This is a genomic window from Leifsonia tongyongensis (genome assembly GCF_010686705.1).
GTDB classification, from domain to species: Bacteria; Actinomycetota; Actinomycetes; order Actinomycetales; family Microbacteriaceae; genus Diaminobutyricibacter; species Diaminobutyricibacter tongyongensis.
In genome coordinates this window covers 938,481-957,563 of sequence record NZ_JAAGWY010000002.1, presented here as the reverse complement: position 1 = coordinate 957,563, position 19,083 = coordinate 938,481, and the positions used below count along the sequence as shown (strand labels likewise).

General features: G+C 67.7%; 23 protein-coding genes. 15 read left to right on the top strand and 8 right to left on the bottom strand.

The annotated features are described in order from the left end of the window. Positions 1 to 21: 21 nt before the first annotated feature. Positions 22 to 726: an SGNH/GDSL hydrolase family protein gene (locus G3T36_RS12550; protein WP_163290086.1), complete on the bottom strand. Its 705-nt coding sequence runs from the start codon at positions 724 to 726 to the stop codon at positions 22 to 24. Continuing rightward, positions 723 to 1,862, bottom strand: coding sequence for a glutamate--cysteine ligase (locus G3T36_RS12545; RefSeq protein ID WP_163290085.1), 1,140 nt, complete (start codon positions 1,860 to 1,862; stop codon positions 723 to 725). The genes G3T36_RS12550 and G3T36_RS12545 overlap by 4 nt, the downstream gene beginning before the upstream one ends. A 181-nt stretch (positions 1,863 to 2,043) precedes the next feature. On the opposite strand from G3T36_RS12545, the gene rpsP reads away from it, so the two are divergent. From rpsP to rimM, 3 genes are read left to right on the top strand one after another with little or no spacing between them, the layout of a single operon-like run. Next, on the top strand, positions 2,044 to 2,529 hold the full coding sequence (gene rpsP, locus G3T36_RS12540; protein WP_163290084.1) for a 30S ribosomal protein S16: 486 nt from the start codon (positions 2,044 to 2,046) through the stop codon (positions 2,527 to 2,529). 2 nt (positions 2,530 to 2,531) lie between these two features. Beyond that, positions 2,532 to 2,768 carry an RNA-binding protein gene (locus G3T36_RS12535; protein WP_163290083.1) on the top strand — a complete coding sequence of 79 codons (237 nt, stop codon included), beginning with the start codon at positions 2,532 to 2,534 and terminating at the stop codon, positions 2,766 to 2,768. Position 2,769: 1 nt separating this feature from the next. Then, entirely contained in the window at positions 2,770 to 3,372 is a 603-nt protein-coding gene (gene rimM / locus G3T36_RS12530) for a ribosome maturation factor RimM (protein ID WP_163290082.1), read from the top strand. Positions 3,373 to 3,418: 46 nt separating this feature from the next. Here rimM and G3T36_RS12525 read toward each other — a convergent pair whose 3' ends face one another. The 4 genes from G3T36_RS12525 to G3T36_RS12510 form a co-directional block, all read right to left on the bottom strand. Next, on the bottom strand, positions 3,419 to 4,312 hold the full coding sequence (locus tag G3T36_RS12525; protein WP_163290081.1) for an RNA polymerase sigma-70 factor: 894 nt from the start codon (positions 4,310 to 4,312) through the stop codon (positions 3,419 to 3,421). 10 nt (positions 4,313 to 4,322) lie between these two features. Further along, positions 4,323 to 4,823, bottom strand: a complete 501-nt coding sequence (locus G3T36_RS12520) for a carboxymuconolactone decarboxylase family protein (protein WP_338031567.1) — start codon at positions 4,821 to 4,823, stop codon at positions 4,323 to 4,325. Between the two features lie 195 nt (positions 4,824 to 5,018). Then, positions 5,019 to 5,732: an alpha/beta fold hydrolase gene (locus G3T36_RS12515; protein WP_163290079.1), complete on the bottom strand. Its 714-nt coding sequence runs from the start codon at positions 5,730 to 5,732 to the stop codon at positions 5,019 to 5,021. 95 nt (positions 5,733 to 5,827) lie between these two features. Next, complete coding sequence (locus G3T36_RS12510; protein ID WP_163290078.1) at positions 5,828 to 6,490, bottom strand: GntR family transcriptional regulator; 663 nt, start codon at positions 6,488 to 6,490, stop codon at positions 5,828 to 5,830. A gap of 82 nt (positions 6,491 to 6,572) precedes the next feature. On the opposite strand from G3T36_RS12510, the gene G3T36_RS12505 reads away from it, so the two are divergent. Together G3T36_RS12505 and trmD are read left to right on the top strand one after the other, a co-directional pair. After that, on the top strand, positions 6,573 to 7,790 hold the full coding sequence (locus G3T36_RS12505) for an MFS transporter (protein ID WP_193571085.1): 1,218 nt from the start codon (positions 6,573 to 6,575) through the stop codon (positions 7,788 to 7,790). A 24-nt stretch (positions 7,791 to 7,814) separates the two neighbouring features. Then, positions 7,815 to 8,501 (top strand): tRNA (guanosine(37)-N1)-methyltransferase TrmD, encoded by a 687-nt coding sequence (gene trmD, locus G3T36_RS12500; RefSeq protein WP_163290077.1) that lies wholly within the window; start codon positions 7,815 to 7,817, stop codon positions 8,499 to 8,501. 10 nt (positions 8,502 to 8,511) lie between these two features. Here trmD and map read toward each other — a convergent pair whose 3' ends face one another. Continuing rightward, positions 8,512 to 9,279 carry a type I methionyl aminopeptidase gene (gene map, locus G3T36_RS12495; RefSeq protein WP_163290076.1) on the bottom strand — a complete coding sequence of 256 codons (768 nt, stop codon included), beginning with the start codon at positions 9,277 to 9,279 and terminating at the stop codon, positions 8,512 to 8,514. Positions 9,280 to 9,348: 69 nt separating this feature from the next. On the opposite strand from map, the gene G3T36_RS12490 reads away from it, so the two are divergent. The 9 genes from G3T36_RS12490 (at position 9,349) to G3T36_RS12450 (ending at position 16,521) form a co-directional block, all read left to right on the top strand. Beyond that, positions 9,349 to 9,843 carry a hypothetical protein gene (locus G3T36_RS12490; protein ID WP_163290075.1) on the top strand — a complete coding sequence of 165 codons (495 nt, stop codon included), beginning with the start codon at positions 9,349 to 9,351 and terminating at the stop codon, positions 9,841 to 9,843. A 209-nt stretch (positions 9,844 to 10,052) separates the two neighbouring features. Next, complete coding sequence (rplS, locus tag G3T36_RS12485; protein WP_163290074.1) at positions 10,053 to 10,400, top strand: 50S ribosomal protein L19; 348 nt, start codon at positions 10,053 to 10,055, stop codon at positions 10,398 to 10,400. Positions 10,401 to 10,485: 85 nt separating this feature from the next. After that, positions 10,486 to 11,232 carry a signal peptidase I gene (lepB, locus tag G3T36_RS12480; RefSeq protein ID WP_163290073.1) on the top strand — a complete coding sequence of 249 codons (747 nt, stop codon included), beginning with the start codon at positions 10,486 to 10,488 and terminating at the stop codon, positions 11,230 to 11,232. Then, entirely contained in the window at positions 11,232 to 11,891 is a 660-nt protein-coding gene (gene rnhB, locus G3T36_RS12475; protein WP_163290072.1) for a ribonuclease HII, read from the top strand. The genes lepB and rnhB overlap by 1 nt, the downstream gene beginning before the upstream one ends. Before the next feature lie 23 nt (positions 11,892 to 11,914). Next, positions 11,915 to 12,238, top strand: coding sequence for a DUF2469 domain-containing protein (locus G3T36_RS12470; protein WP_055813042.1), 324 nt, complete (start codon positions 11,915 to 11,917; stop codon positions 12,236 to 12,238). A 108-nt stretch (positions 12,239 to 12,346) separates the two neighbouring features. Next, entirely contained in the window at positions 12,347 to 12,700 is a 354-nt protein-coding gene (locus G3T36_RS12465; protein ID WP_163290071.1) for a YraN family protein, read from the top strand. After that, on the top strand, positions 12,700 to 14,277 hold the full coding sequence (locus G3T36_RS12460) for a YifB family Mg chelatase-like AAA ATPase (RefSeq protein ID WP_163290070.1): 1,578 nt from the start codon (positions 12,700 to 12,702) through the stop codon (positions 14,275 to 14,277). Before G3T36_RS12465 ends, G3T36_RS12460 begins: the two co-directional genes overlap by 1 nt. Positions 14,278 to 14,420: 143 nt before the next feature. Further along, the gene (gene dprA / locus G3T36_RS12455) at positions 14,421 to 15,560 is read left to right on the top strand and encodes a DNA-processing protein DprA (protein ID WP_163290069.1); all 1,140 of its coding nucleotides are present in this window, start codon (positions 14,421 to 14,423) and stop codon (positions 15,558 to 15,560) included. A gap of 58 nt (positions 15,561 to 15,618) precedes the next feature. After that, the gene (locus tag G3T36_RS12450; protein ID WP_163290068.1) at positions 15,619 to 16,521 is read left to right on the top strand and encodes a tyrosine-type recombinase/integrase; all 903 of its coding nucleotides are present in this window, start codon (positions 15,619 to 15,621) and stop codon (positions 16,519 to 16,521) included. Positions 16,522 to 16,580: 59 nt separating this feature from the next. On the opposite strand, the gene G3T36_RS12445 is transcribed toward G3T36_RS12450, so the two are convergent. Next, entirely contained in the window at positions 16,581 to 17,162 is a 582-nt protein-coding gene (locus tag G3T36_RS12445; RefSeq protein WP_163290067.1) for a murein hydrolase activator EnvC family protein, read from the bottom strand. Positions 17,163 to 17,320: 158 nt separating this feature from the next. Between G3T36_RS12445 and G3T36_RS12440 the strand changes: the two genes are divergently transcribed. Further along, a complete protein-coding gene (locus tag G3T36_RS12440; RefSeq protein WP_163290066.1) occupies positions 17,321 to 18,847 on the top strand; it encodes a sugar porter family MFS transporter in 1,527 nt (508 codons plus the stop codon). Positions 18,848 to 19,083 lie beyond the last annotated feature (236 nt).

Here is a 19,083-nt window from a genome sequence, read left to right as displayed (position 1 = left end):
CGCCGAGCGCGCGAGCGTCGGTCAGCCGGTGATGTGGTCGGCGTCGAGAGCGCGCTCCACGACACCTGCGACCACGGACTGACCGGCGGCGTTCGGGTGGATGTGGTCCGCCTGGAGCAGTTCCGGATGCCCCGCCAGCGGCAGACCCAGGTCGAGGAATGTTCCGCCCACGCCGATCACCGCCTGCCGCACCAGCGCATCCACGGCTGAGAGGCGCACGGGCGGCCTGTCGTCGCCCCAGATCGCACTCGTGCCGACGATCGTCGCGTCCGGCAGGGCCGAGCGGATGCGGGCGAGGAGCTGGGTCGTCTTCGCGCGAAGCAGCTGGTCGCCGATCGTGAGGTCGTTCCGGGTTGCGGCGATCAGCACGATTCGCGGGTGCAGCTTCAGGGCTGTGTCCACCTGGGCGTCGTAGGTGAAGCCGCCCCAGCCCTCCTTCACGAAACCGGAGCCGCTGATGGCCACGTCGTCCAATGCCCACTTGCGGGTTGAGGCGACCTGCTCGGGCCACGCCTGGGCGGGGAGCACTCCGCGGCCGTGGGAGATCGAATCGCCGATCGCGACGGCCGTGACGGTGGCCGACGCATGGTGGACCGACGCCGCTTTCGCATCCGCTGCCGACGACCGCTCCGCAGCCACGGCGGCGCATCCGCTGAGCGCCGCGAGCGTCATCGATCCGACAACGATGACGAGCAGTCGGCGGTGAAGATTCGTCACGGTCCTCATCCTCCCGACAGTCCGTTACGCAGCTCGTGCGTGAGGGAGCCGACGACAGCTTGCAGGCTCCCGCCGTTCTGCTCGGCGACGCGCAGCTGCCGCTGGTAGCTCGCGCCGCGTTCGATGATGAGGTCGACCGTCGCCAGCTGCTCCAGGCACCCCAGTCGCTCGGCGATCGGTGAGAGGTCGACCACCAGGTCGCGCAGTTCGTCCGTCACGTGTCGCTCATCGCCTGCGGCGTTGAGGATGACGTCGGCGTCCATCCCGTAGCGAGCGCCCCGCCACTTGTTCTCGCGGACGAACCAGGGCTGCAGTGTCGCCGGCTCGATTCCGTCGTCGAGCCGGCCGGACATCCGGTCGACCAGGCAGTGGATGATCGCGGCGACGGCGCCGACCTCCTCCGCCGTCGACAAGCCGTCGCAGGCGCGCATCTCGACCGTGCCCCAGCGCGGCGAGGGACGGATGTCCCAGCGGACCTCGCTGTAGTCCTGCACGGTGCCGGTGTTGACGAGATCCTGCACATACTCCTCGTAGTCGGTCCAGTCCCGGAACTGCCACGGAAGTCCCGCCGTCGGCAGCTGCTGGAACATCAGCGCGCGGTTGGACGCATAGCCGGTCTTCGCGCCCGCCCAGAACGGGCTCGAGGCACTGAGTGCTTGCAGGTGGGGGTAGTAGGTGAGGAGTCCGTTGACGATCGGGAGCGCCTTGGCGCGATCGTCGATGCCGACATGCACGTGCATGCCCCAGATCATCATCTGCCTGCCCCACCACTGGGTGCGGTCGAGAAGTCTGTCGTAGCGCTCGTTCGGTGTGACCTTCTGGTCGAACCACTGGGCGAACGGGTGGGTTCCCGCGCACATCAGCTCGACGCCGAGCGGGTCGGTCACGGTTCGGACGAGTTGCATCAGCTCGCTCAGCTCGGCGACCGCATCCGGAACGGTGCGATGCACCCTGCTGATCAGCTCGACCGTGTTCAGCAGCAGTTCGTGGGTGATCTGCGGATGCTCCCCGCCGTCGGGCGTCCCGAGCGCCTCGAGCACCTCCTGGGCGATGTGCACGAGGTCGCCGGAAGAGCTGTCGACCAGCGCGAGCTCCCACTCGATGCCGACGGTCGACCGCTCGGATGCTGCGAAATCGATCTGCATCCGGTTCTTCCGCCCATCCGATTATTCAAAGCCCGGTGTATCTGACAGAATAGCTAGTTGAGTTCTGTTCCGCCCGACCCTCTAATCAGGCGAGAGAGAACCCCATAGACCTCCTGCCGAGTGTGCCCCCACGCTCACGGCAGTCAGTTCGTTCAAACACCTCATACAACACAGGAGAATTGTGGCTGTCAAAATTCGTCTGAAGCGCCTCGGCAAGATCCGCGCTCCCTACTACCGCATCGTCGTCGCCGACTCGCGCACCAAGCGCGACGGCCGCGTGATCGAAGAGATCGGCAAGTACCACCCGACCGAGGAGCCCTCGGTCATCGAGGTCAACTCGGAGCGTGCCCTGTACTGGCTCAGCGTCGGCGCCCAGCCGACCGAGCAGGTCACCGCACTGCTGAAGCTCACCGGCGACTGGGGCACCTTCAAGGGTGACAAGAACGCCACGAACACGGTCAAGGTCAAGGAAGCCAAGGTCGGGTTCGTCGCCGACGAGAAGAAGAAGCCGGTGCTGAAGCCCAAGGCCGAGAAGCCGGCCGCCGTGGTCGAAGAGGCCGAAGCCGTCGTCGAGGCTGAGGTCGAGGCCGAAGAGGCCGCCGAGGCCGAGGTCGTCGAGGCTGCGGAAGAGATCACCGAAGCCGCCGCCGACGGCGAGAAGGCGTAGCCTTGCTCGCTCCCGCTCTCGAGCACCTGGTCAAGGGGATCGTCGATCACCCGGCCGACGTGCACGTCGTAGCAAAGAATTCGCCCCGCGGCGAGGTCCTCGAGGTTCGTGTGAACCCCGAGGACCTCGGGCGGGTCATCGGCCGGGCCGGGCGCACCGCGAAAGCGCTGCGCACGCTCGTCGCCGCGCTCGCCGACGGACGTCGCGTTCGCGTCGACGTCGTCGACACCGACTACTGAGGTGTCCGACGCGAAGCCTGCCCAGAACCAACTTCGGGTCGGTCGCCTGACGAAGGCGCATGGGCTGAAGGGCGCCATCAAGCTCGAGCTGTACACGGACACTCCCGACCAGCGGTTCGTTCCCGGTGCAGTGTTCACGCTGCAGGTCCCGACGGGCTCGAAATGGCACGGCAAGACGCTGGAGCTCACGGAGCTCCGCTGGTACAACGGCCATCCTGTCGGCTTCTTCAAGGGCATCGACGACCGCAGTGAGGCCGAGACCCTCGTCAAGGCCATCCTCTGGGTCAACCAGGATCCGGCGGAGCTGCCCGAAGAAGAGGACGCCTGGTACGACCACCAGCTGGTCGGGCTCGCAGCCCTTCGCGACGGCGTGAAGGTCGGAACGGTCGCCCGGGTGGATCACCTGCCCGCACAGGACCTGCTCGCGATCAGGACCGACAACGGCGAGGTGCTGGTCCCGTTCGTCAAGGCCATCGTCCCAGCTGTCGATCTGGCGGCCGGAACCGTCACGCTCACGCCGCCGATCGGACTGTTCGAAGAACTGCCCGACGACGAGGAGCCGAACGACGACGGCCCGAGCGACGACAGCCCGAGCGACGACTGACGCCACGCGGGGTCATCAACTCGGCGTGGTCGTCGACTCGGCGTGGTCATCGACTCAGTGCGCTCTCCTCGTCGAGCCGGCGCAGCTTGTCGGGGTTCGCGATGGAGTAGATCCTCGACACCCGGCCATCCTCGACCGTGAGGGTCGTCACCCCGACGAGCTGTCCGTCCAGCTCCATCCGGATGGCGGGCTGACCGTTGATCCACGTTTCGGTCGCCACCAGCTCGCCCTCCGCCTTCGCCATGCCGGTGACCAGGTAGCGCGCGAGCCGCAGAGCGCCGATGACGGGGCGGCGTGCGGCGCCGCGCACCTTGCCGCCGCCGTCGGCGATCGACACGACGTCCGGCGCGAGCACGTCCATCAGCCCCTGCAGGTCGCCCGTGTTGAGAGTGGCCACGAGGCGCTGGACGACCTCTTCGTGCTCCGAGCGGACCACGCGAACCCTCGGCTGCCGGGCGGCGACGTGGTCTTTGGCCCGATGCGCGATCTGCCGCACCGTCGCCGGGGTCTTGCCGACCGCATCCGCGATCTCGTCGTAGGGCACGTCGAACACCTCGCGCAGCACGAAGACGGCTCGCTCGGAGGGGCCGAGCGTTTCGAGCACGGTGAGCATCGCTATCGACACGCTGTCGGCGAGCTCGACGTCGTCGGCCACGTCGGGGCTGGTCAGCAGCGGCTCGGGAAGCCACTCTCCGACATACTCCTCGCGCCGACGCGACACCGTGCGGAGGTGGTTGAGCGCCTGGCGGGTGACGACGCGAACGAGGTACGCTCTCGCATCCTGGATCTGCGACCGATCCAGCGCCGCCCACCGCATCCAGGACTCCTGGAGCACGTCCTCGGCGTCGGCTGCCGAACCGAGCATCTCGTACGCGACGGTGAAGAGAAGGGATCGGTGAACGACGAACGGGTCGTCATCGGTGCGCACCGTGCTGCCCATGACGGTGATCCTACGCGGCACCGGAGGCGACCGTTCGCTCGGCCAGCGGGGCCAGGCCGCACGCATCCGCGAAGCCCTCGGACCTGATGCCGAGTGCGATGTTCATGCGCGCGGTCATGTTCATGAATGCCACGCGCGCAGCGAGTTCGACGAGAGCGGCAGGGCCGATCTCGGACAGCAGCGCATCCGATAGCTCGTCCGTCACGGCGGGCGGGGTCTGGCTCGCCGCCTCGGCGTACTCCATGACCCTGCGCTCGAGTGGGGTGAAGACGGTCGACGTGCGCCAACGGGGGACTTCGCGGACCTTCGCCTCGTCGAGGCCCTGGTTGTGCGCCATGTAGTAGTTGAAGTCGAGGCAGAAACTGCAGCCGATCGTGGCGGCCGAGGCCATGCCGGCGTAGGACGAGAGGTTCGGGTCGAGTTCATGCCAGCCGTCCACTTTGCGGCCGATGCCCATGGCATCTTTCATGACCGCGGTGTTGTGCCACATCACGCCGATCGAGTCGGGCACGCGTCCGATCATCCTGCGCGCCGCGAATTTCACGAGCGTGCCATACACTCCGGTAACGGCGGTCGGGGGATGCGGGTCTCGCTGGTCATGTCTCCTCCAATGTCGACGGTGGATCAGCCTGTCGACATGGAGACACCGACGGGCGACCGGATGTGACATCCGGTCCGCGGCGCTCGACCGGGAGCGGTGGGTCGTTCAGCCCAGTTGGGCGACCGCGCCGGTGATGGTCTTCGCGACGTCGGCTGGATGGGTCTGCATGGCCAGGTGGGGGGAGGGCAGTTCGACGAACTGCGTGCCGGCGCGCTTGTAGCCGAATCGCTCCACATCCGGGTTGATGCAGTGATCGTTCGCCGAGACGATTCCCCAGGACGGCTTGGTCTTCCAGGCGGCGGCCGGTGCCGGCTCATCGAAGGCGACGGATGCGATCGGACGCTGCGAGACCGCAAGCACCTGGGCGATCTTCGGATCGAGAGTGCCGGTGAAGACGTCGGGGAACGCCGCGATGTCGACGGAGACATCCGTGCCCGCGGATCCGTCGGGAAGGGTGACCGGCGCGGTGACGAGGTGCTGTGCGAGCTCCGGTGCGGAGAATCCCGCCTGGAGCTTGGTGATCGTCTCGCCCTCGTCGAGCGCGAACGCTGCGACGAACACCAGGCCGACGACGTTCTCGGCGGTCCCGGCGATGGTGAGCACGGCGCCGCCGTAGGAGTGGCCTGCGAGAAGGGCCGGTCCGTCGATCTGCTCGACGAATTCTTTGATGTATGCGGAGTCCGTGAGGAGGGAGCGGTTGGGGACCGGGGGGACGCGAACCTGCAGGCCCTGGTCGAGGAGGATGCGCGTGACGGGTGCCCAGCTGGCACCGTCAGCGAACGCGCCGTGGACGAGAACGACGGTGGGGTCGGTTGACATGGCTCTGCCTTTCAGTGCGAACGTTCATCGGTGGTTCGGGTCTACGCCCGTGCGATGTCGTTCGTCAAGACAACCGCCGGCTCGGCTCTCCGTGCTCAGCGGACGACCGCGAGACCCCGTGCGCGCAGGACGCGCGCATCCGCGTCGAGCGAGGCGAGCAGGCGCTCGTGCGTCGCGATGATGTGGTGGTGGATGCGTTCCGCTGCGGCATCCGCGTCCCGCGCCGCCACGAGGTCCATGATCTCCCGGTGCTCCTGCCAGGCGACTCGGCGGGCATCCTCTGTCCTCACCTCGAGCCAGCGGGTGCGCGCAAGGCGGGTCATCGCCGAGGCGACGGTGTCGGCCAGGAAGTGGTTGCCGGACAGGCTCGCGAGTTCCACGTGGAAGTGCGTCCCTGCTCTGACGCCCTCGTCGTTCGGCAGCGTGAGATCGAACTCGCCGAGCCGCTCGCGAAGGGATGCGATCGCGTCGGCGGGCGCGCGCTCGCAGCTGAGGCGCACCGCTGACGTCTCGACGGCATCCCTCAGTTCGCTCAGTGCGCCGATCTCGCCCAGATCGATGGGTGTGACCTCCCACGCCCTTCCGGTCCGCTGCACGAGGCCTTCGCCTTCGAGGCGCATCAGGGCTGCGCGAAGGGGGGTTCGGGATGCGCCCAGTTCGGGTTCGAGACCGCGCTCGGTGAGTCGAGCACCCGGCGTGCGCTCGAGGTCGAGGATCTCGGCGCGGAGCCGCTTGTACACGTGCGATTGTTCGGGCATCGTCTCGCCTTCCGCTGGTATACCGCCGTGGTATACCGCTAGGGTATACCGAAAAGGCTCGATTCTGCCGGAAGGAGCAGCCATGACTCTCACCAGTACGCGCACCCGAACCGCCCGGCCGTGGCTCATGCTCTCCCTCGGCGTCGTCGCCCAGGCGAGCTCGACCGTCTTCGTCAGCGCGCCGGCCTTCCTCATCCCGCTCCTCCACACCGAACGCGGCCTGAGCCTGGCGCAGGCGGGCCTGCTCGCGTCCGCGCCGACGCTCGGAATGGTGCTGACGCTCATCGCGTGGGGTGCGCTGAGCGATCGCATCGGCGAACGCTGGGTGATCGCATCCGGGCTGGCGCTGACCGCCCTGGCCGCCATCGGTGCCGCGTTCGCATCCGGCTACCTCGGGCTGGGAGCATTCCTGCTCATCGGTGGGATGGCGTCGGCGAGCCCCAACGCGGCGAGCGGGCGCGTCGTCGTCGGCTGGTTCCCGCGGGAGCGACGCGGCCTCGCCATGGGCATCCGCCAGATGTGCCAGCCGCTGGGTGTCGCGGTCGCGGCCGTGACCATCCCGGTCCTCGCGTCGAGTGCGGGAATCCCTGCGGCGCTCGCGGTCCCCGCCGTCCTGACCGGCATCTCGGCCGTGCTCTGCGCGATCTGGATCGTCGATCCGCCGCGGCCGGAGCGGCGGACGTCGGACGAGGTCGAAGCGTATCCCCAGACCGGGTGGAATCCATACCGGTCGACGTCGCTGCTGTGGCGCATCCATGGTGTCTCGATCCTGCTGGTCGTGCCGCAGTTCGCGGTCTCGACCTTCGGGCTGGTCTGGCTGGTGACCGAGCTGGGCTACCCCACCCTCGCCGCGGGCCTCGTGATCGGAGGCAGCCAGTTCGTCGGGGCGGTCGGCCGAATCGGAGTCGGAGTACTGAGCGACAGGGTCGGCAGCCGGCTCGGGCCGTTGCGCTGGGTGGCGGTCTCGGCTGCGGTCGTCATGGTGCTGATGGCCGTAGCGGCCTCGCTCGGCGCGGTGTGGGCGGCGGTGATCCTGATCGTCGCCGCAGTCGTCACGGTCGCCGACAACGGTCTCGCCTACACGTCGGTGGCCGAGATCGCCGGTCCGTTCTGGGCGGGCCGCGCGCTGGGCGCACAGAACACCGGGCAGTTCCTCGCCGCCTCCGTCGTCGGGCCCGCCCTCGGCGGACTGATCGCCCTCGTCGGGTTCCCCCTCGCGTTCGCGTCGGTGGCGCTGTGCCCCCTGGCGGCCATCCCGCTCGTCCCGCGCGACCGGGAGCTCGCCATCGTGCCCCAGTAGGCCGCCCGATTAGAATTGGCCTCCATGCGCATCGACATCGTCACGATCTTCCCCGGGTTCTTCGATGTGCTCGACATCTCGCTGCTCGGCAAGGCGCGGCAATCGGGGATCATCGACCTCGGCGTCCACGACCTCCGCGACCACGCGCACGACCGGCACCGCACGGTCGACGACACCCCGTACGGCGGCGGAGCCGGGATGGTCATGAAGCCGGAGCCGTGGGGTGAAGCGCTCGACGGCATCCTCGCCGACAGCCCGGGGGATCCGGTCGTGATCTTCCCGTCCCCGGCAGGGGACGTATTCACGCAGGCCACCGCCAGGGAGCTGGCGGCCGAAAGGCACCTGGTGTTCGGATGCGGCCGCTACGAAGGAATCGACCAGCGCGTCTTCGACGACACGGCATCCCGCGCCCGGGTGCGGCTGATGAGCCTCGGCGACTACGTGCTCAACGGGGGAGAGGTCGCGACGATGGCGATGATCGAGGCGATCGGGCGCCTCATCCCCGGTGTCGTGGGAAACCCGGAGAGCCTGGTGCAGGAATCGCACGAAGACGGCCTGCTCGAATACCCGAGCTACACGAAACCCTCGACCTGGCGAGGCCGCGAAGTGCCTCCGGTGCTGCTGAGCGGCAACCACGGCGCCATCGACGCGTGGCGCCGCGAACAGCAGCTGGAGCGGACCCGCCGCGTGCGCCCCGACCTGCTCGGCTGAGCCCCGTGCCTCAGTCGCGGGCGGTGAGGACGATCGGGTCTCCGTCGGTGATCGCGATCGTGTGCTCGGAGTGGGCGCCGCGGGAACCGTCGGCGCTTCGCAGAGTCCAGCCGTCCGCATCCGTGACGATCTTGTCCGTGGTCTCCAGGAACCACGGTTCGATCGCGATCACCAGCCCGGGGCGGAGCGGATAGCCGCGCCCGGCGCGACCGTCGTTCGGCACGTGCGGGTCGCCGTGCATAGTGCGGCCGACGCCGTGACCGCCGAAATCGGTGTTGATCGAATAGCCCTCGGCGTGTGCGACCGCAGCGATGGCCGCCGAGAGGTCGCCGATCCTGTTGCCCGGATGCGCGACCGCGATCGCGGCGTCGAGAGCGCGACGCGTCGTGTCGATGAGGCGCGGATCGGCGGCGCGCGGTGAGCCGACGATGAAACTCACGGCCGAATCCGCCACCCAGCCGTCGACGGCTGCTGCGAAATCGAGGCTGAGCAGGTCGCCGTCGCGCAGCCGGTAGTCGTGGGGGAGCCCGTGGAGCACCGCGTCGTTGACGGAGGTGCAGATCACCTTGCCGAACGGACTGGCGCCGAACGACGGGTGGTAGTCGATGTAGCTCGACACGGCTCCGGCCTTGCGGATGAGGTCGTGGGCGATCCTGTCGAGTTCGAGCAGGTTGACCCCGACCTTCGCTGCCGCGCTCGTCACGCGCAGCACCTCGGCGACGAATAGGCCTGCCGGCTTCATGGCCTCGATCTCGGCCGGTGTCCTCAACTCGATCATGGACACAGTTTTTCATGCCGTCAGCGAACCTGCAGGCGCTGCACAGCCCGGCGAGGCTACTCTGGTGCCGTGATCCTCCGCAGGGCGTTCTACTGGTGGCTGTTCCCGTCGGCCGTGATCCTCCCTGCCTGGCTGCTGGTCGGCTGGGCGATCTTCGGAGGCGGCGGCTGGACGTTCCTCGGGCTGCTCATCGCGTGCCCGGTCCTCTTCATCGCCATGCTCGTCATCGGCGGCATCGTCCGCGCACGCAGGAGTGTGAGGGATGCGAAGGCCGTGTCGTGGTACGACGTGGGCCTGCTGGCCGCCTGGCACCTCTCGATCATCGCGTTCGGGTTCTTCATCGCGGGCGTCTCCGGCTGGATCGCCGTTCTCGGCATCCTCCTCGGACTGGCGACGTTCTGGGTGTCGCTGTGGGAGCTGCTCGTCGAAACCCGTGAGCGGGTGCAGCAGACCTTCGATGCCTACGAACGCGCCGCTCAGCCCGGCGCGATGGGGCGCCCCGACCCCGGCGTCGTCGACGGTGGCGAGTACATCGTGATCGAGGAACGCCGCGACGACGAGTGACCCGCGAGTGCCGAGTGGGCTGGCCGCCCGCTTTGGTAATGGCCGCCGGTTCATGACACAATAGATGTTTGTGCCGCGGCCGGGCTCTGCCACAGGGGAGCCAGCATTCTTCGCGGTCACCCCATAACTGACAAATCCGCCGCTCGTGCTCCCCGCACGACGGCCCAAGTCCGTCCTCGACCTGTGGCGGGTACAGAGAGCGAACACACATGCACATTCTCGATGAGCTGGACGCCGCGTCCCTCAAGCAGGACATCCCGGCCTTCCGCGCCGGCGACACCGTCAAGGTCCACGTCAACATCGTCGAGGGCAGCCGCTCTCGTATCCAGGTCTTCCAGGGCGTCGTCATCGGCCGCTCGGGCGAAGGCGTGCGCGAGACCTTCACGGTCCGCAAGGTCAGCTTCCAGGTCGGCGTGGAGCGTACCTTCCCGGTGCACTCCCCGATCATCGACCACATCGAGGTCGTGACACGCGGTGACGTTCGTCGCGCCAAGCTGTACTACCTGCGCGAGCTCCGTGGCAAGAAGGCCAAGATCAAGGAGAAGCGCGAGAACTGATCCTGCCGCAGCCGACCCGCGGTCGGCTCCCGGTAAATCCTGAGCTCCCGATCCCATAAACTGGGTCGGGAGCTCAGGCGGTTAAATGACAGAAGACACTTTGCCCACGCGGACAGACCGCGCGGCGGCAGACAAGCGCCGTAAGCAGCGCAGCGTCAAGCTCTTCATCCGTGACATCCTCATCATCTTCGTGGTGGCTGTCCTCGTCTCCTTCCTCATCAAGACGTTCGTCGTCCGGTCCTTCTACATCCCGTCGGCGTCCATGGAGAACACTCTTCAGATCAACGACCGCATCATCGTCAACGAGCTGGAGCCGAACCTCGTCCCGATCGAGCATGGCGACGTCGTCGTCTTCCGTGATCCGGGCGGGTGGCTTCCGCCGTCGGTTCCGACCAACCAGAACCCGATCGCTGCGGCATGGGATGCTGCGCTCTCGTTCGTGGGCCTTTCGGCGCCGGACAGCAACGACCACCTGATCAAGCGCGTGATCGGTCTGCCCGGTGACCACGTCACCTGCTGCAACGCTCTCGGCCAGATGAGCGTCAACGGAGTTCCGCTCAAAGAACCGTACGTGCTTCTGCCGCCCGGCTCGCAGGCGGTCTCGGGAATCACCTTCGACGTGACTGTTCCGAAGGGATCGCTCTGGGTGATGGGCGACAACCGGTACAACTCGGCCGACTCTCGTTACCATGTGAATGATCCCGGAAAAGGATTCGTGCCGATCAGCAACGTCGTGGGCCGTGCGTTCGTGATCAGCTGGCCGATCAACCGCTGGTCATGGCTCGACAACTACCCCGACGTCTTCCGAGGCGTGGAGGACGACCAGAAGTAATGCCCGCAGATCCGACCCTGCGATTCGAGCGCTCGCTGTTCCGCAACGGCGTGGAGTCGATCATCGCCTGCGATGAGGTCGGACGCGGCGCGCTCGCCGGCCCGGTGGCGGTGGGCATGGTCGTGATCGACCAGAGCGTCAGGCGGATGCCCAAAGGCCTCCGGGACTCCAAGCTCCTGCCCGAGCCGCACCGCGAGGCGCTGGCGCCGCTCTGCACACGATGGGTCCTCTATTCGGCGGTCGGCCTGGCCTCCGCAGACGAGATCGATTCGCTCGGTCTGAGCCGCTGTCTGGGCCTCGCCGGGAGGCGGGCGCTCGAAAGCCTCGAAGCGATGGGTGCTCCTATCGGGTCCAGCACGCTGGTGCTCGATGGCAACTGGGATTACCTCAACCCCGTGCTCGACACGCGCGTCGACGTGGTGACCAGGATCAAAGCCGATCGGGATTGCGCGTCGGTCGCTGCCGCATCCGTCATCGCGAAGGTCCACCGTGACCGCCTCCTGATCGACCGCGACGTCGTGACGCCCGGCTATGGGTGGGCATCCAACAAGGGGTACGCCAGCCGTGCGCACTTCGCGGCCATCGACCTGCTCGGACCCAGCGACTACCACCGGCTCAGCTGGCTCAAGGGCGACGTGCCGCTCGAACAGGTCGAGTGAATCCGGCATAGACTTGTCGGACGATGGATGAAGACGAGTTCGACGACTACGACCGTGAGGTCGAGCTGGCACTGTACCGCGAATACCGCGACGTCGTCTCACAGTTCAAGTACGTGATCGAGACCGAGCGGCGTTTCTACCTTGCCAACGAGGTGGAGTTCGTACGTCGAGACACGGAGCACGACTTCTACTTCGAGCTGACCATGAACGACGTCTGGGTGTGGGACGTGTACCGCTCCGACCGGTTCGTGAAGTCCGTTCGCGTGCTGACCTTCAAAGACGTCAACATCGAGGAACTGTCGAGCAAGGACTTCGAGTTGCCGAAGGAACTCGCGCTCGACGAGTGAGCCACCCCCAGCCCTTCACAACCCGGCCGTAACGCTCGCCCTCCACAGATTTCCTGATCGTCTGCTCGTCGGGATGCTCCTGCCGCGAACCTTGTAGCGGAGGCAGCAATGGCAGACAAAGACGACCTGGGCCGACGCGGCGAAGAAATCGCGGCGACGTGGCTCGAGGGGCAGGGCATGACCGTGATCGCGCGCAACTGGCGGTGCGCGTCCGGCGAGATAGACGTGATCCTGAGAGACGGAGACACGACGGTCTTCGCGGAGGTGAAGACGCGCACGTCGACCGCGTACGGGCATCCGTTCGAGGCGATCACGGCCGCCAAGGCGGGGCGGCTGCGGCGGCTGGCGGCCGAATGGTGCCGGGCGAACCCTGCCGCGGCGGAGATCCGTATCGACGTCGTCGCCGTGCTCGGTGCCTGGAGTCCGCGCCCGACCGTCGAGCATGTGAGAGGGGCCGTCTGATGGCGGTCGCGAGGACGTTCGCGGTCGCACTCAACGGGCTGGACGGCCATGTCGTCGAGGTCGAAGCCGACATCGCTCCCGGGCTGCCGGCGTTCGTGCTCATCGGGCTGCCCGACACCGCGCTCGGCGAGTCGCGCGAACGCGTCCGTGCTGCCGCTGTCAACGCGGGCTGCCCGCTCACGCAGCGCAAACTCACGATCAATCTCTCGCCTGCCGCCCTGCGCAAGCAGGGCTCCGGCTTCGATCTCGCCATCGCCGTCGCGGCACTCGCTGCGTCAGGCGATGTCGGTGTGGAGTCCGTCTCGGGCGTGGTGCATCTCGGTGAACTGGGGCTCGACGGCCGGCTCCGACCCATACCGGGAGTGCTGCCCTCGGTCGCGGCCGCGCGTCGAGCGGGATTCGCGAAGGTGATGGTTCCGACGGCGAACGCCGAAGAGGCCGAACTCGTCGAAGGGATCCGGGTGATCGCCGTAGCCTCGCTGCGTGACGCCGCGATCTGGCACGGCGCCGGCTTCTCGCCCGAGCCGGTCGACCCGGTCGGTCTTCCGGCTGCGGGCGCTCGCTCCAACGAGGACGACGGCGCACTCGACATGATCGACGTGCTCGGCAACGATGAGGCGATCGAGGCGCTCACCGTGGCGGCGGCCGGTGGGCACCATGTCTCGATGGTCGGGCCGCCCGGAGCAGGCAAGACCATGCTCGCGGCGCGGCTGCCGGGAATCCTTCCCGACCTGACCGACGACGAGGCGCTCGAAGTGACCTCGATCCTGTCCCTCGTAGGTGCGCCCATCGGGCGGGAGCTCATGCGGCGGCCACCGTTCGAGGCGCCTCATCACACGGCATCCGCGATTTCGATCGTCGGCGGAGGCAGCGGCCGCATCGTGCCGGGGGCGGTCGTCCGTGCGACCAACGGCGTGCTCTTCCTCGACGAAGCCCCCGAGTTTCCCGCGCGCGTGCTCGACGTTCTGCGTCAGCCCCTCGAAGCAGGAACGATCACGGTTCATCGGGCGAACGGCGTCGCTGCGTTCCCCGCCCGGTTCCAGCTGGTGCTCGCCGCCAACCCGTGTCCGTGCGGGCGGTACGGTTCGCCGGACGACGAATGCACCTGCACGCCGATAGCCCGCCGCCGCTACCTGGCCCGGCTGTCCGGGCCATTGCTCGACCGGGTCGACATCCGGCTGAGCGTCCGACGGCTGAGCGTTGCAGCCATGCGGGCCTCGAGAGCCGGTGGATCGCCGATCAGCGGGCACGAACCCGAGTCGACCTCAGGTTCCAGCGCAGCCATCCGGCAGAGGGTCGTCGAAGCGCGAGCCGTCGCGGCGGAACGACTGGCCGCGACGCCGTGGACCCGCAACGCGCACGTGAGCGGAAGCTGGCTGAGGACTGGCCCGAGACATCTTCCACATGCCGTCACGTCCTCTCTCGACCGGGCATTCGAGCGCGGAGCAATCACGATGCGGGGATTCGACCGCACGTTGCGATTGGCGTGGACGCTCGCCGATCTCGACTCGGCGTCGACACCGACGGCGCATCACGTCGGCGCGGCGCTGTTCCTGAGGCGGGGGATGGGATCGTGACCTATCTCGGACTGACCGATGGAGAACTCGCCGCCCATGTTTCTCGTGTCCTGGCGCCGGCCCCAGAAGCGAGGGAGGATGAGGGGCCGGACCGTCGTGAGCAAGAGCCACCTTCACTGCGAACCCGTTTCGCCCGGGCCGTCATGAGCGCGCTGGCCGAACCGGGCGACTCCGACGCCGGTGCGCTGGTCGGTGCGATCGGACCGGTCCGTGCCCTGCAGGCGATCGTGGAACGGTGGGCCGCGTCTCGTGTTCTCGCCATCGTGCGCGAGGCGGACCCGGCGGTCGCCGAGCTGCTCGGGCACCGACTGGAGAACGCCCTCGAACGGTGGCGACCGCGCGCCTCCCTGAGAACTGCTGTTCGGGCATTCGAGTCGGCCGGACATTTTCGCGCGGCGCTCGTGACACCCGAGGACGACCTCTGGCCGAGAGCGCTGGACGACCTGGGCGATGGGGCGCCACACGCCCTCTGGGTGCGCGGCGACCTCGCCCGGCTCGAGGAGTTGGTTCGCTCGGTCGCCCTCGTCGGCGCGCGCGCGGCGACGGGGTACGGCGAGCACGTCGCCATGGAAGCGTCCGCGGGGCTCGCCGACCGCGGGTTCGCCACCGTGTCGGGCGGAGCCTACGGAATCGACGGAGCAGTGCACCGGGCCGGCCTGGCGAGCGATGCGACGACCATCGCCTTCCTCGCCGGAGGCGTCGACCGGCTCTACCCGGCCGGCCACACGGATCTCCTCCGACGGGTCGGTGAGCGTGGCCTCCTCATCGCAGAACTGCCGTGCGGATCCTCACCGACGCGCTGGAGGTTCCTCATGCGCAATCGGCTGATCGCGGCCGCGAGCACGGCGACGGTGGTCGTCGAAGCCGGACGCCGGTCGGGCTCGCTCAACACCGCAGGTCACGCAGCCGCGATCGGCCGGCCGCTCGGGGCCGTTCCCGGACCAGTGACCTCGCCGGCTTCCGCCGGCTGCCATCGTCTCATCCGTGAATACGGAGCCGAATGCGTGACGACGCCCGACGAGATGGCCGAACTCACAGGCGTCGCCGGGCAACCGAAGATCGATGTGGGGGAACCGCAGGGGCGCGATGCGGGCTCGACCGACAACGCGGAAACGGTTCGCCTCCTCGACGGCTTGAAGACGCGATCGCCGCTCACCGTCTCCGAGCTCGTCGTTCGCACCGGCATGTCCGCTCGGGACGTCATCGGCGCGCTCGGTGCCCTCGAAACAACAGGTCGTGCATCGGAGAGGAGCGGCGGCTGGGTCAAGACCGCGCAAGGGTGAAACCCGACCGACCGGCGTCGATACCGCGATCCGGCGCTCGGCGCGCGAAGCTGGGATCGTGCATTTCGACCAGGCGATCGAGGACTACGCGGTCCACCTCGCGGTCGAGCGCGGCTACTCGCCGCAGACGGTGCGGGCCTACCGGTCGGACCTCAACGCCCTCGCAAAATACGCGCACACGCGCACCATCGACACGACCGACGGGGTGACGCTCGAACTGCTGCGCGACTGGCTCTGGAAGGCCTCCCAGGCCGGACTCTCCAAAGCCACGCTTGCGAGACGTTCGGCCTCGGCCAAAGGGTTCAGCGCGTGGCTGGCCCGGGCCAGCGGCATCAACGACCCGGCTGCCCGATTGCGTGCCCCCAAACCCGACAAGACGCTGCCGCGCGTGATCAACCGGCAACAGATCACCGGGCTGCTCGACACCCTGATCGTGCGCAGCGAAACGGGAGACCCGGCGGCGAAACGCGACCTCGCCGTCATCGAGCTTCTCTACGCGACCGGGATCCGCGTCTCCGAACTCACCGGACTCGACACCGACGACGTCGACCTCGAACGGCTCACGCTGCGGGTGCTCGGAAAAGGCTCCAAAGAGCGCGTCGTTCCGTTCGGCGTACCGGCCCGGACCGCGCTCATCGACTACCTCGGGAATGCGCGACCAACGCTTGCGGTCTCCACCTCGGGGCCGGCGCTGCTGCTGGGGGACCGGGGCGGCAGGCTCGGAACCCGTGCCGTGTACCAGCTCGTGGCGTCTCTCCTCATCGACCTGCCGGGTACCGGACCTGCCGGCCCGCACGCCCTGCGGCACACCGCCGCCACGCACCTGCTCGACGGAGGAGCAGACCTGAGGGCAGTCCAGGAGCTTCTCGGCCATGCCAGCCTAGGCACAACCCAGATCTACACCCACGTGTCGACGGAACGACTGAAAGAGAGTTACCGGATGGCGCACCCGCGCGCCTGACCGCATCCCCCCACTGACCGCATCCCCCCACTGATCGGATCACAGCAGTACGGACCGGATCACGGCAGCGGAAGGAGAACCGCTCGCGGCACCCGGTCGAAGAACAGCAGCGGCGAAATGTAGGCTCCGCGGAGCCGCACTCCGACATGCAGACACCCGGCGGCGCAGTGGCCCCCATCGGCGACCCGGCCGATGAACTCGCTTCGCGCCACGTGGTCTCCCTTCGCAACCACGCTCTCGATGGGCTCGAAGCTCACCAGGAGGTCGTTGCCGACGTCCAGCGTGAGAACAGGCCGATCGACGACCACGCCGGAGAACGTCACCGTGCCGTCCACGGGCGAACGCACCTCGGCGCCCGGAATGACGGTGAGGTCGATACCGCGGTGACCCGCCGAATACGCCGTGGCGGGCGCGACGAATGCGCGACCCACGACGACGGGCGGGGCGATCGGCCACGGCCACCGTGCATCCGCCCGAACAGTCGAAGCCGTCGTCGCGGAGCGGACCACCTGGTGCGGGCGAACGTCGCCGGAGCAGGCAGCCGCCGCGGAGGGGAGTGCGAGAGCGAGCGAGGTCAGGACAGCGACCGCGGCCAGATCTACCGCAGCCGCCGCCCACCGAGAAGGGGTATGTCGCCTCATGACAACCATCGTGGCTGACCGCAGACCTCGGGAAAGAGGTTCCCGCCGGTTATGGGGAGGGCCGTGAGTCAACCCGGATTGTGAGGGGGGAGGGTGCCCGACCGCCCAGCAAAATGGGGGTACCGTGTGCGCAAATGGCATCATCCAAGGGGGTCACGATGTCAGATGCTCAGGACGGCACGCAGAACACCGACAGGTCAGCGTCCTCGGACAACGAGGAATGGGAGGGGGCGAAACCCACGCCGGCGATGCGACGAAAGGTGACCGGTCTCGCGCTCGCGGCGGCCGTCGGCGGATTCCTCTTCGGGTTCGACTCATCCGTCATCAACGGTGCTGTGAACTCCGTTCAAGGGCATTTCGCGCTCAACGCTTTCGTCACCGGCTTCATCGTCGCCATCGCCCTGCTCGGCTGCGCGGCCGGAGCCTATATCGCGGGACGGCTCGCCGACCGGTGGGGCCGGCTCAAAGTCATGCTCCTCGGCGCCGTGATGTTCCTGGTCAGCTCGATCGGCGCCGGCCTCGCCTTCTCCGCCTGGGATCTGGGGTTCTGGCGCATCGTGGGCGGCCTCGGCATCGGAATCGCCTCGGTCGTCGCGCCCGCCTACATCGCCGAGATCTCACCCCGGCAGTCCCGCGGCAAGCTCGCGTCCCTCCAGCAGCTCGCGATCACCGTCGGCATCTTCATCGCTCTGCTCTCGGATGCTCTGCTCGCCGGAATCGCGGGCTCGGCTTCCAGCCAGCTCTGGCTGGGCCTCGAGGCATGGCGGTGGATGTTCCTGGTCGGCGTCATCCCGTCCGTCGTCTACGGGATCCTCGCGCTCAGGCTCCCGGAGTCGCCACGCTATCTGCTCGCGACCGGCCGGCGAGACGAAGCGAGGGAGATCTTCTCGACGCTGGTCCCCGAAAGCGATCTCGACCGCCAGATCGGCGACATCGAACGATCGATCGCCGAGGACAAGGAGGGCCTGAAGGCCACGTTGCGCGGCAAGGCCTTCGGCCTGAAGCCGATCGTATGGATCGGCATCACTCTGTCGGTCTTCCAGCAGTTCGTGGGCATCAATGTGATCTTCTACTACTCGACGACGCTCTGGCGTGCGGTCGGTTTCACGGAGAAGAACTCCCTGCTGATCACTGTCATCACCTCGGTGACCAACGTGCTGGTGACGATCGTCGCCATCATGCTCGTCGATCGGGTCGGGCGCAGGCCGATCCTGCTCACCGGCTCGATCGGGATGACGATCTCGCTCGGCACGATGGCGCTCGCCTTCAGTTTCGCCGACAAGGTCCATGGTGCAGTGACCCTTCCGAGCCCGTGGGGGCCGATCGCCCTGGTCGCCGCGAACGTGTTCGTCGTGTGTTTCGGAGCATCGTGGGGTCCTCTCGTCTGGGTGCTGCTCGGCGAGATCTTCCCGACGAAGATCCGAGCCAAGGCGCTCGGTGTCGCCGCAGCGGCGCAGTGGATCGCGAACTTCCTCGTCACCGTCACGTTCCCGCCGCTCGCCGACTTCTCGCTGGTGTTCACCTACGGGATGTACGCGGTGTTCGCCGCCCTGTCCTTCATCTTCGTCTTCTTCACGATCCCGGAGACGAACGGCATGGCGCTCGAGCATGCGGAGACCCTTTTCGCGAATGCCCGCAAGTCCCGCGGGGTGTCCGTCACCAGTTCGGGAGACAGCATCGGGTAGCGGCCTCCGGCGCCGGCGAAGGCGGGCGAAAGTGACGTCCTCCGCCGGATGGTAGTATTCATGGAGCACCCCGCTCGCCGGGGTGACTACGCGTGCCCACTGCGCTGATCACAACTGCTGATCGCAACTGCTGATCGCAGCGCCGCGTCGCATCCACACGGTCCATCACTGGAAACAGCGGTGGCGGATGCGCGCCGGGCACCAGGAGTGGCGGCCGTCCGGTCGTTGCTGAAAAC